The 11,936-nt window shown below is 33.8% G+C and carries 10 protein-coding genes; all 10 read right to left on the bottom strand.

The genetic code is table 11. From position 1 onward, the window contains the following. Nucleotides 1–45: 45 nt before the first annotated feature. The 10 genes from acs to DPN68_RS05930 all read right to left on the bottom strand — a co-directional run bounded on the left by acs (nt 46) and on the right by DPN68_RS05930 (nt 11,881). Nucleotides 46–1,953 carry an acetate--CoA ligase gene (gene acs, locus DPN68_RS05885; protein WP_113988725.1) on the bottom strand — a complete coding sequence of 636 codons (1,908 nt, stop codon included), beginning with the start codon at nt 1,951–1,953 and terminating at the stop codon, nt 46–48. 220 nt (nt 1,954–2,173) lie between these two features. After that, nucleotides 2,174–4,087, bottom strand: coding sequence for an acetate--CoA ligase (locus DPN68_RS05890; RefSeq protein ID WP_262510104.1), 1,914 nt, complete (start codon nt 4,085–4,087; stop codon nt 2,174–2,176). A 90-nt stretch (nt 4,088–4,177) separates the two neighbouring features. Further along, complete coding sequence (locus DPN68_RS05895) at nt 4,178–4,732, bottom strand: hypothetical protein (RefSeq protein ID WP_113988727.1); 555 nt, start codon at nt 4,730–4,732, stop codon at nt 4,178–4,180. Between the two features lie 17 nt (nt 4,733–4,749). Beyond that, nucleotides 4,750–5,112, bottom strand: a complete 363-nt coding sequence (locus tag DPN68_RS05900; protein ID WP_113988728.1) for a response regulator transcription factor — start codon at nt 5,110–5,112, stop codon at nt 4,750–4,752. A gap of 6 nt (nt 5,113–5,118) precedes the next feature. Beyond that, on the bottom strand, nt 5,119–7,812 hold the full coding sequence (locus DPN68_RS05905; RefSeq protein WP_113988729.1) for an ATP-binding protein: 2,694 nt from the start codon (nt 7,810–7,812) through the stop codon (nt 5,119–5,121). Continuing rightward, nucleotides 7,805–7,999 carry a hypothetical protein gene (locus DPN68_RS05910; RefSeq protein WP_113988730.1) on the bottom strand — a complete coding sequence of 65 codons (195 nt, stop codon included), beginning with the start codon at nt 7,997–7,999 and terminating at the stop codon, nt 7,805–7,807. The genes DPN68_RS05905 and DPN68_RS05910 overlap by 8 nt, the downstream gene beginning before the upstream one ends. A gap of 100 nt (nt 8,000–8,099) precedes the next feature. Next, on the bottom strand, nt 8,100–9,812 hold the full coding sequence (locus DPN68_RS05915) for a sodium:solute symporter family protein (protein WP_113988731.1): 1,713 nt from the start codon (nt 9,810–9,812) through the stop codon (nt 8,100–8,102). A gap of 28 nt (nt 9,813–9,840) precedes the next feature. Beyond that, nucleotides 9,841–10,098 carry a DUF4212 domain-containing protein gene (locus DPN68_RS05920; protein WP_193477835.1) on the bottom strand — a complete coding sequence of 86 codons (258 nt, stop codon included), beginning with the start codon at nt 10,096–10,098 and terminating at the stop codon, nt 9,841–9,843. A 27-nt stretch (nt 10,099–10,125) separates the two neighbouring features. Then, a complete protein-coding gene (locus DPN68_RS05925) occupies nt 10,126–11,364 on the bottom strand; it encodes a hypothetical protein (protein ID WP_113988733.1) in 1,239 nt (412 codons plus the stop codon). A gap of 97 nt (nt 11,365–11,461) precedes the next feature. Beyond that, nucleotides 11,462–11,881 (bottom strand): transposase-like zinc-binding domain-containing protein, encoded by a 420-nt coding sequence (locus DPN68_RS05930; RefSeq protein WP_113988734.1) that lies wholly within the window; start codon nt 11,879–11,881, stop codon nt 11,462–11,464. Nucleotides 11,882–11,936: the final 55 nt, after the last annotated feature.

An 11,936-nucleotide genomic window follows, 5' to 3' on the forward strand; every position in this document is an offset into this window, starting at 1 on the left:
TCCAATAATGAAGCAGTTTTTCCAAATAATGAAACAAAACCTGTTTTACAATTTTGCGTTTTTGATTTCTTCTACAATTTCTGGGTTCAATAAGGTAGAAATATCGCCAAAGTTTGAGAAGTCACCTTCTGCTATCTTTCTTAAAATTCTACGCATGATTTTACCCGAGCGGGTTTTTGGTAAACCACTAACAAATTGAATCTTATCTAGTTTCGCAATTGGACCAATTTGATCAGAAATCAATTGATTAATTTCTTTGGCTAAGTTAGTTCTATCACGTCCTTCGCCTGTTTCTTTCAAGATAATAAAACCGTAAAGCGCATTTCCTTTGATATCGTGTGGAAAACCTACAATTGCACTTTCTGCAACCGCTGGATGTTCGTTGATTGTATCTTCAATTGGTGCAGTTCCTAAATTATGTCCAGAAACAATAATTACATCATCTACTCTACCCGTAATTCTGTAATACCCAACTTCATCGCGCAAAGCGCCATCACCAGTGAAATATTTCCCTGGATAAGCTGAAAAATAGGTTTCTTTATAACGTTGGTGATCACCCCAAATGGTTCTAGCCATAGACGGCCATGGAAATTTAATACACAAACTTCCAGTCACTTGATTGCCTTCTATTTCATTGCGTAATTCATCCATTAAAACAGGCTGAATTCCTGGTAATGGTAAGGAAGCATAGGTTGGTTTTGTTGGTGTTACAAATGGAATTGGCGAAATCATAATACCACCCGTTTCGGTTTGCCACCAAGTATCCACTAACGGACAACGCTTTCCTCCTACATGATCGTTATACCAATGCCAAGCTTCTTCGTTGATTGGTTCACCCACAGAACCGATTACTTTTAATGTATCCAATTGAAATCTTTGCACATAATCAATGCTTTCTTTTGCCAAAGCACGAATAGCTGTTGGTGCCGTATAAAATTGACTCACTTTATGTTTTTCAATTACTTCCCAAAAACGGCTAAAATCAGGATACGATGGAACACCTTCGAAAATTACTGTTGTAGCACCATTTAAAAGTGGTCCGTATAAAATATAAGAATGACCAGTAATCCAACCGATATCAGCGGTACACCAATACACATCATTTTCTTCGTAATTGAAAACATTCTTGAAAGTGTATGCAGTATAAACCATGTAACCTGCTGTAGTATGCAACATTCCTTTTGGTTTTCCTGTTGAACCTGATGTATATAAAATAAACAAAGGATCTTCCGCATCCATAATGGTGGCTATATGATTTCCTAAAGCCGTATCTAACAACGGTTGTAACCATAAATCGCGACCTTCTTTCATGTTTATAGTTTCATTGGTGCGTTTTACAACCAAAACTTTCTCCACACAAGGTGATTTTTCTAAGGCTTCATCAATAATTCCTTTCAAGTCGATAGTTTTATTGCCACGATAACCGCCATCTGAAGTAATTACCATTTTACATTCCGAATCATTAATTCTTGCAGTAACTGCCGAAGATGAAAATCCGGCGAAAACTACAGAATGTATGGCGCCAATTCTAGCACAAGCCAAAACAGCAACCGCTAATTCAGGAATCATTGGTAAATAAATACAAACTCTATCGCCTTTTTTGATACCTTGTTCTTGTAAAACATTAGCCATTTTTGCTACACGAACATACAATTCATTATACGAAATATGCTGTGCTTCCTCATCTGGATTATTGGGTTCAAAAATAATAGCCGTTTTATCACCGCGTTTAGCTAAATGTCTGTCGATACAGTTTTTAGTAATGTTTACTTTGGCATTTAAAAACCATTTAAATTGTGCTTCTTCCATATCAAATTCGAACACTTTGTCCCATTTTTGATACCAAGTGAAGTTTTCATCAGCAATACGATCCCAAAATTTTCTAGGTTCGCGTACCGATTTCTTATACATTTTAAAATAGTTTTCTAAATCGTGTATTTTATAATAACTCATTTTTTTAGTTGATTTTTAATTGATAATGTAAAGATAACTATTCTATTTTTACATTTCTGTAATTTCTTGCTAAATAGATATAGCTAGGTTTTCAAGAACAAGCTCAAGTTCAAAAATCAATTTTAAACTTGAAACATGAAACAAAAAAACTTAGTGAACTTTGTGCTTTCTTTGTGTTCTTAGTGGTTAAAAAATTAGAATATATGAAAATCAGAACATCCTATTTAAAACTTCCAATTTTAGCTTCTTCCAAAACTTCTCTGATTTCATCAATAATGGCTTCATCATCAATGGTTGAAGGAACTTGAAAGTTTTCTCCATCAGCAATACTTCGCATCATTTTTCTTAAGATTTTTCCAGAGCGTGTTTTTGGAAGGCGTTGCACTACCACTACATCACGTAAAGCAGCAACAGCACCAATTTTCTCACGAACCAATTGCACTACTTCATGTTGCAATTGAAATTTTTCAACGGTATCGCCAGATTTGGCAACAACCAATGCTAATGGAATTTGTCCTTTCAATTCGTCATTAATACCAATAACAGCACATTCCGCAACTGAATGATGTGAAGCTACAATCTCTTCCATTTCCGCTGTTGAAAGTCGGTGACCTGCTACATTGATGACATCATCTACTCGTCCCGTTATGAAAATATAGTCGTCTTCATCTTTAAATCCGCCATCTCCTGAAAAATAATAACCTGGAAATTTATTCAAATATCCCGCTTTAAAACGTTCGTTATCTTTCCATAAATCTAATAAAGTTCCCGGAGGCAATGGCAATTTGATTACCACGTAACCTTCTTCATTTGGACCTAATTCTTGTCCGTTTTCTCCAAAAATTCGAATGTCGTAACCTGTAACTGCTTTTCCTGCTGAGCCTGGTTTTATTGGTAAATATTCTACTCCCATCATATTTGCAATCATGGGCCAACCCGATTCTGTTTGCCACCAATGGTCGATAGCTGGAATTGGAACATGTTCGCGATACCACTCTAAAGTTGCTACATCGCAACGTTCGCCAGCTAAAAATTGAATACGTAAGCTACTTAAATCGTATTGTTTGATGAACTCACCGTTTGGATCTTCTTTTTTAATAGCACGAATGGCTGTTGGTGCAGTAAACATGACATTTATTTTATGCTCAGCAATAACACGCCAAAACGTACTTGCATCAGGAGTTCGAATTGGTTTTCCTTCGAATAAAACAGTAGTATTTCTATTGATTAAAGGTCCATAAACGATGTAACTATGCCCTACAACCCAACCCACATCGGAAGCTGCCCAAAAAACATCGCCTTCTTTTGCATCGTAAATATGTTGCATTGAAAATTTAAGTGCGGTTGTATAACCACCTGTATCTCTGACGATTCCTTTTGGTTTTCCTGTTGTTCCGGAAGTGTATAAAATGTATAAAGGATGTGTAGCATTTACAGGAATACAAGGCGTTTCTTCTGAACCGTAAACCAACGCCTCATAATCGACATCGTATTTTTTAAAGGGAACTCTGGCTCCTAATTTTCTATTGAAAACCACGACTTTTTCAGGTTTGTGATTCGCTAATTCGATAGCTTCATCTACCAAAGGTTTGTAAGCAATTAATCTATCGATTTCAATTCCTGATGAAGCCGTAATAATCGCCTTGGGTTCGCAATCATCAATTCGAATCGCTAATTCATGTGGCGCAAAACCTCCAAAAACAACGGAATGCGTTACTCCTATTCGAGCGCAAGCTAACATAGCAAATGCAGCTTGAGGAATCATTGGCATATAGATAACAGCAGTATCGCCTTTTTCTAAACCAAGTGATAATAAACCGCCCGCTAATTTGGCTACTTCGGTTTTAACTTCGTTAAATGTATACTTTTTAACAGTTTGTGTAACGGGTGAATCATAGATGATAGCTACTTGTTCGCCATAGCCATCTTGAATGTGTTTATCAACTGACAAGTAGCAAGCGTTAAGTTGGCCATCAGCAAACCATAAAGGATAACCGTTTGTATCGGTTGATAAAATGTTGGAAGGTTGGTTGTACCATTCTAATTGATTGGCTTGATCTTTCCAGAATTCTTCAGAAGAAGTTATACTTTTATTATAAATATCGCAATAATTCATTTGTATTATTTCATTTATGTGATTTATTTTCTTTAGTAAATGTAGAAAATAAAATAATGCTAAATGAAATATTATTGCTAAATAGATATAGGTAATTATTGATTTGGATTATTTATTTTTTAAATACTTTGAAATCGTATTGGTATAAATATCGTCAAAATCAATATGAGTTATATCAGAATATTGAATTTCAGTTAAATCTTCGTCAAATTTACCAGTAGCATCAAAATAATTTATAACAACTTTATTGCTTGTTACTTTTAATATTGGACCAATATCAAATGTATCTTTATCAGAAATTTCATTTATAATAATTACATTGAATCCTAATTTATGAATAGAATTAAATATGCTTTCCCAATTATTTAATTCAATATTTGGCTTTTTAATTGAATCTTTTATGCCTTCCAATTTACAAATCTTATCGAAGAAAACATCATTTTTATTTCTCCTAATTTTAGAAACTTGATGAATTGGAAAAACTAAAAAACCTCTAATAAAAAAATCATCAACTTCTTTAAAAAGAACAAAATCATTGGAGAAATCAACGATGTAACCTGTTTTAGAACTCAATTCTTCTTTATTGACAATTCTAGAAATTTTGCAATATTTTCTTTTAATTGTAAAATCATTAATTTTATCTAGGATTGAAACTTTACTCATAGTTGCTATTTTATAATTTATCCCAACAACTCCTCCACTTTTTCCACCACTTTCTTAATTGAAAATGGCTTTGTCATGTAGGCATCAGCGCCAAGTGCTAATCCTTTTTCGATATCACTTTCTTTGTTTTTTGCGGATAAAAACATGACTTTGGTGTGTTGCAAATTGTCGTCTTTCCTAATTTGTTCTAAAGTGGCAAAACCGTCAACCATTGGCATCATGATATCTAAAATGATGACATCAGGAAAATTGGTTTTTAAAATATCTAAAGCTTCTTGTCCGTCGCGGGCTATGAAAACTTCGTAATTGCTTTTCTTGAACGTATATTCAAGCGTCATTACAATGTTGGGTTCGTCGTCTACTATTAAAATCTTCTTCATGGTCTTTTAATTTTCAATATTTTTTATCGGTAAAGTGAATACAATGCAAGCGCCTTTTACACTTGGTTCTACCCAAATTTTACCTTTGTGATGTTCAATAATTTGTTTGCAAATGGCCAATCCTAATCCGCTACCAACCGGTTTTTTGAAATTCTGATTGGATGCTTGATAAAATTTGTCAAATATAACGTCAAAATCGTTAGGATTGATACCTTTTCCGTTGTCTTGAACTGAAGTTTCTATAAAATCATCTTTCTTTTTTACTTGAATCGTGATTAAACCATCGGTTTCGGGACAAAATTTAATGGCATTGGAAAGTAAATTGGTAACCACTTGAACAATTCTATCATTGTCAAAATAAGCCAAAACGGTGTCTTTACTTTCTACATAAACGCTGATGTTTCGGTTTTTAATCAACTGTTGCAGCGGTTCAATTGAATTTTCTATAGTTGCAATTAAATTGTTTTGACTTGGATAAAGTGTTTGTTTACCCGTTTCGAATTTCTCTAAATCCAAGATTTTATCAATCAAACGATTCAATCTGTCAGATTCTGAAATGATATTTTGCAAAAACTGTTTGCGTAACTCTTCTGGAATTTCGTCATCATCGTGTAAAATTTCACTCGCCGCACGAATAGCGGTAATAGGCGTTCGAAGTTCATGTGTTACCGTATCTAAAAATTCGTCTTTTTGAACGTCTTTTCGTACCAAAGTTTCATTTGCTTTTTGTAATTCGGAAGTGATTTTTTGGAGTTGGTTCGAAGTTTCTGTCAATTTTTTATTGATGGTGATGTTTTCTTTGGATTCTTCCAAAATTTTTAACACTTCGGGTAATGTGATTTTTTCTTCTTTTACCACACTCGAAATCAGAATTCTAGCCGAAGCCGTTCCAATATGACCGGTCAATAAGTTTTCTGCAAATTTCACTAATCGAGCATCGGCTAACTCTTGATCTTTGGCAACATTGTATTTTACATTAAAAATATTCATGGCGCGTTTGGTGCGTTCTTCGCCTAAAAATTTTACTAAAACTTTTTCAATATCGCTAGTGTACGCTGTTCCTTTCCAAACGAAAGCATTTTCGTGATTGTTGCTGTATTTGTCGATATCGACATACATTTCGGCGTAATTTCTTTCTCTGTAATTGCCTTTAAAACTAACAGAAACAGCAAAATAAGTCAAAGTGTTTCCTAGCATACTCCAGAAAAAGGCATGTTGGACAGGCGCTAAATAATCCAATCCAAACAAGGAAAAAGGTTTTAGTAATGCTATTTCGAATAAACCATTGGTAATAAAACTACTCGAAGTTGAAGTGATTCCAATTGCATACGGAATTAATAAGGAAAATAAACAAATAGAAAAACCAATGATAATTCCCCAAATGGCGCCTAAACGCGAACCTCTTCGCCAAAATAACGAACCAAAAAACGACGGCGCTAATTGGGCAATAATTACAAACGAAATCAATCCGATGGAAACCAAACTATAATCTAATGCAAAAAAACGATAGATTAAATAGGCAATAATAATCAGTGAAAAAATACCAATTTTTCTAATGTTTACAATGGTTTTATTATTAGAAACCTGATTTTCACTGATTAATTTCCCAAGAAAAGTATATGGAATTAACAAGTTGTTACTCAACATAGTAGACAATCCAATACTTGAAATTACAATCATGGAAATGGCTGCTGAAAATCCGCCCAAAAACACTAAAACAGTCATGGTGGTATTCTCAAAAAACTGAGGAATCAAAAGCGAATAGGTATCGGCGTTTACATTTTCGCCTTGGAATAAAACATTGCCGCCCCAAGCAATTGGAAAAACAAACAAATTGAACAACAACAAATACAAAGGAAACAACCAAATCGCTGTTTTCAAGTGTCGCTCGCGGTTATTTTCTACAATGGAAACATGAAATTGGCGCGGTAAAAGAAAAATGGCAAACATAGCAATCACACACAAAAAGAACCAATTGATAGCTTGTTCTAGTCCGCCAATGGTATTTTTTTCTTTGAAATTTTCTAAAGTAACGGCTTGATTGTAAATATCTTCGAAACCATCAAAAACGAAAAACGTCACGTAAATTCCAACTAGAATAAAGAAGAATAATTTCAAAATACTTTCTAGAGCAACGGCTGTGATTACGCCTTTTCTTTTTTCGGAAGCATCAACGTATCTTGTTCCGTAATAGGATGCAAAAAGTGCCAAAGCAATGGCAACATAAGTTGTGGTATCAAAAAGAATTAAAGAATTGGCTTGTGTTTTGGTCACAATATGAAAAGTTTCAGAAATGGCTTTCATTTGTAAGGCAATGTAAGGTAAAATGGCAGTCAAACAAACTACGGTGACAATTGCGCCTAAAAATCTACTATTTCCGTAACGAAGCGAAATAAAATCAGCAATACTAGAAACGTTATTGACTCTAGAAATTCGGATGATTTTTCGCATAATAATAATCCATGCCGGAATAATTATTATTGGACCAATGTAAATAGGCAAATAGTTTAATCCCGAATTGGCAGCAACACCAATACTTCCATAATACGTCCAAGCTGTACAATAAACCGCTAATGAAAAAGTGTAGACATACGAATTGTTTGCCCACTTGATATTTTCCTTTTTTTCTGCCCAATGTGCAATGAGAAAAAGAATTCCTAGGTAAACCAACAATATCAAGATTAACGCAAAACTACTCATAATAACGACTTACGATTAATAATGAAGTAAAAATTGAAATTGACCAAATGGAAAATATATAAATGTAAATGGCTGGCAACCCAAAGATTTCTTGAATCGAATCAAAAAGTAATAAAATGGGTAAGTTGAGCGCTAGCAACAGCACAAAAGTCAATACAATTAATTTTTGTTGATGTCTTTTCTTCATTTTCTTGGTTTCAATTTTTAAAAATACAATTTATCTGTAAATAAAAATAATCCCTGCATAAAAATACAGAGATTATTTTACAACCAATTAAACTAATTTATTAATGTCCAGTTGCTTCACCAGCTCCTGACGGAATTCTGATGTTTTCCACTATTTCTTGAACATCTTGTGGTGGTTCTGGCGTAAATCTATTTACTACTAAAGCCACAATAAAGTTTACAATCATAGCAATTGTACCAAAACCTTCTGGTGAAATTCCAAACCACCAATCAGGCTTTAAGCTATCAACAACTTCTTTACCTCCATCAAAAACTCCGAATTTGAATTTCAACATGTAGAATATCATTAATGCCATACCTACTACCATTCCGGCAACGGCGCCTTCTTTGTTCATTTTCTTATAAAAAATTCCAAGAATAATAGCTGGGAAGAACGAAGCAGCTGCTAAACCAAAGGCTAATGCTACAACCGCAGCTACAAATCCTGGAGGATTAATTCCAAAATATCCTGCAATTACAACAGCTACTGCTGCCGCACCTCTAGCTGCCCAAAGTTCACCTTTTTCAGAAATATCTGGTTTAATCATTTTCTTGATTAAATCGTGAGAAACAGAAGATGAAATTACTAATAATAATCCAGCTGCTGTAGAAAGAGCTGCTGCTAATGCCCCAGCTGCAAGTAAAGCTACAACCCAATTTGGTAATTTAGCAATTTCAGGATTGGCTAATACCATAATATCGTTGTCAATAGTTAACTCATTTTTTTCTTTATCAGCTACATATTGGATTTTTCCGTCTGCATTTTTGTCTTCAAATTTTAATAAACCTGTTTTTTCCCATTTAGAAAACCATTCTGGCATTTCTTTGTGTTCTTTTTCGCTAACCGTTTCAATTAAGTTGGTTTTAGCAAAAACAGCTACAGCTGGAGCAGTTGTATATAAAATAGCAATTAAAAGTAAAGCATAACCAGCTGATTTTCTTGCATCTTTAACTTTTTTCACGGTAAAGAAACGAACAATAACGTGAGGTAATCCAGCAGTTCCAACCATTAAAGCTAGTGTAATTGCAAAAACATCAATCATAGATTTTGAACCACTTGTGTATTCGTTGAAACCTAATTCCGCTTGAAGTCCGTTCAATTTATCTAAAAGATACGTTCCAGAACCATCAGCTAAAGTGCCACCCATTCCTAATTGTGGAATTGGATTTCCCGTCATTTGGATAGAAATAAAAATTGCAGGAACCATAAAAGCAAAAATCAAAACACAGTATTGTGCTACTTGCGTATAAGTAATTCCTTTCATTCCACCTAAAACAGCATAAAATAAAACGATTACCATTCCAATTACAACACCAGTATTGATGTCAACTTCTAAAAATCTAGAAAAAACAACACCCACACCACGCATTTGTCCAGCTACATAAGTAAAAGAAACAATTAAGGCACAGAATACGGCCACAGAACGAGCTGTTTTTGAATAATATCTATCTCCAATGAAATCGGGCACAGTAAATTTTCCAAATTTTCTCAAGTATGGCGCAAGTAATAAGGCTAAAAGCACATAACCGCCAGTCCAACCCATTAAATAAACACCACCATCAAATCCCATAAAGGAAATAATTCCAGCCATTGATATAAAAGATGCGGCTGACATCCAATCGGCAGCAGTTGCCATTCCGTTTGCTAATGGAGAAACACCACCACCAGCTACATAAAACTCTTTTGTTGAACCGGCTCTTGACCAAATAGCAATTCCAATGTAAATTGCGAAAGTAATACCAACAATTATATACGTCCAAGTTTGTACATCCATGATTTTTAATTTTTAATAGTGTTAGTAATTATTCGTCGAAACCGTATTTTTTATCCAATTTGTTCATCAAACGAACATAGACAAAAATTAAGATGACAAAAACGTAAATTGATCCTTGTTGCGCAAACCAAAATCCTAGTGGAAATCCACCAATTTTGAATGCGTTTAATTGTTCAGCGAATAAGATTCCAGCTCCATAAGAACTTAAAAACCATATGCTCAATAAGATTAAAAGGTAACGTAAGTTTTCCTTCCAATAAGCGGTTGCTTTTTCTTGACTACTCATTATTAATTTGTTTAAAGGTTAGTGATATTAAAAGGAATAAACCATTACAATATTGGCTCTAAAATTCCCAACTTTATTTTCATTTCCAGAAATAGATAAATCGTTTTGTGCGTCGCCATGAGTTGCAGCGGTATATTCTAACTCTGGAGTTAGTTTAAATTTATTTTGTTTGAAATCTACTCTTGCTGATGCTCGCCACATGTCTTTTACACCTCTAGTCATGCTAAGTCCGCGAGCATAAACATTTGTAATCCCTGAATTTGCATCAGTTCCTTCTTGATTGGTATATCCAAAAAAGAAACCTGGTGCTGTTTTAGCATTATTACTTGCAATATCAAACCAAACAGAATTTGTTTTAGTACCAACATAACTTACTGGATCAACACCATTATCAACAGTTGCATAACCTCCAAGCATTACAAAATTTGTTAAATTTTCACCTGAAATTGCATAAGCTTTGATATGAAATTTATCATGATTGTATTTAAAATACGCTAAAACAGAAGTGGTTTGAAGCGTTTCTTCCGATTTTAAACCATTGGATTCTAAAAGAGGTTTAATTTGACGGAATTCATATCCAGCTCCAGCAATGATGCTTTTATTTCTGAATTCTACTTTTCCATGTAAATTTGGAATAACACTTCTGTAATTGGCAGAATTTTGAATATTATCGGCAGGAACCGCACCAAATTCTCTATCTTTATAAGTAATAAATGTAAAAGTAAAGTTGGTATTTAATTTTTGGTCTAAACGAAATTGAGAAGCCCAACCAAAAGGATTAAAAGGAATTCCTGTACTAAAGTTAGCCACACCAGGAAAAACTTCTGGAATAAATTGTGGATACCAAGTTTGTCCCATAGTAATAGCTGTTTTTTCCCAAGCCAATTTGGCATAAGCATGACGCATTCTAAACAAAGCTACCGATTGTTCAGTATTTCCAAAGAAATCCCCTTCAATAACACCAAAAATTTTAGCGCCCCAAACATCAGGACCAGAAAATTTAACTCCTACTCTTGTAACTAATGAAAGAAAGTTGTTGGCTCCAGCATTATTAATATCATTTCCATTAGCATCTAATTTTTCATCAAGTGGCCATAGGTTTAAGTTATACTCTCTAACTTGAGCGGATTGTCTGGAATCCCAAATATAATCGACTCTAGAAAATCCATATAATGAAATTTTATAGGGATCTTCAGTTTTTGTCTCTTCCTGTGCAAAAGTTAGATTTGCGGCAATTAGGAAAAGAATTAATGTTATTTTTTTCATAATTAGAATTTAGTTAGTGTTTGGTTAGAACACTGCCAAATTCTAAAATTCTAGCTACGAAAAAAATTATGATATATATATTTGTTAAATACTATAGTTAATCTTTAAAACGTTCCCATTTTATCAACATAAACTTATCCCCAAGCTCTGTAATAATCATACCAGCTCCCGATAATTGATCTTTATTCTGAAGGAATTCAACCAATTCAGCATGCTTGAAAATCTTATAAGTAGGATGATAATTAGGATGTGGTGGTTTTTTAATTTTAAATTCTTTTACCCAATTACTTATAGAAACGTGAGAAACACCAATAATTCGCTCTATTTCACGATAACTTAGACCTTCTAAATACAATTGTAAGGCTTTGGTAACATAATAGTCATCAATCTTTTTTCCTAATTTATTGACCGTGAAGTAATAATTACATGATTTGCACAAATAGCGCTGTCTGTCTTTGATAATTCCGCTTTTAACAATTGTATCACTTTGACACTTCGGACAAGCTAAAATTTCCATATATATAATTTTTGCATAAATATACTAATTTTGCAATATATACAAAAAACAATAT

Origin of the sequence: Flavobacterium tibetense (genome assembly GCF_003293845.1) — a bacterium.
GTDB lineage: Bacteria > Bacteroidota > Bacteroidia > Flavobacteriales > Flavobacteriaceae > Flavobacterium > Flavobacterium tibetense.

Excerpts from the sequence above, each read along its gene's own strand:
- acs (WP_113988725.1), bottom strand. The coding sequence starts at position 1,953 with ATGAGTTATTATAAAATACACGATTTAGAAAACTATTTTAAAATGTAT.
- DPN68_RS05895 (WP_113988727.1), bottom strand. The coding sequence starts at position 4,732 with ATGAGTAAAGTTTCAATCCTAGATAAAATTAATGATTTTACAATTAAA.
- DPN68_RS05900 (WP_113988728.1), bottom strand. The coding sequence starts at position 5,112 with ATGAAGAAGATTTTAATAGTAGACGACGAACCCAACATTGTAATGACG.
- DPN68_RS05905 (WP_113988729.1), bottom strand. The coding sequence starts at position 7,812 with ATGAGTAGTTTTGCGTTAATCTTGATATTGTTGGTTTACCTAGGAATT.
- DPN68_RS05910 (WP_113988730.1), bottom strand. The coding sequence starts at position 7,999 with ATGAAGAAAAGACATCAACAAAAATTAATTGTATTGACTTTTGTGCTG.
- DPN68_RS05915 (WP_113988731.1), bottom strand. The coding sequence starts at position 9,812 with ATGGATGTACAAACTTGGACGTATATAATTGTTGGTATTACTTTCGCA.
- DPN68_RS05920 (WP_193477835.1), bottom strand. The coding sequence starts at position 10,098 with ATGAGTAGTCAAGAAAAAGCAACCGCTTATTGGAAGGAAAACTTACGT.
- DPN68_RS05925 (WP_113988733.1), bottom strand. The coding sequence starts at position 11,364 with ATGAAAAAAATAACATTAATTCTTTTCCTAATTGCCGCAAATCTAACT.
- DPN68_RS05930 (WP_113988734.1), bottom strand. The coding sequence starts at position 11,881 with ATGGAAATTTTAGCTTGTCCGAAGTGTCAAAGTGATACAATTGTTAAA.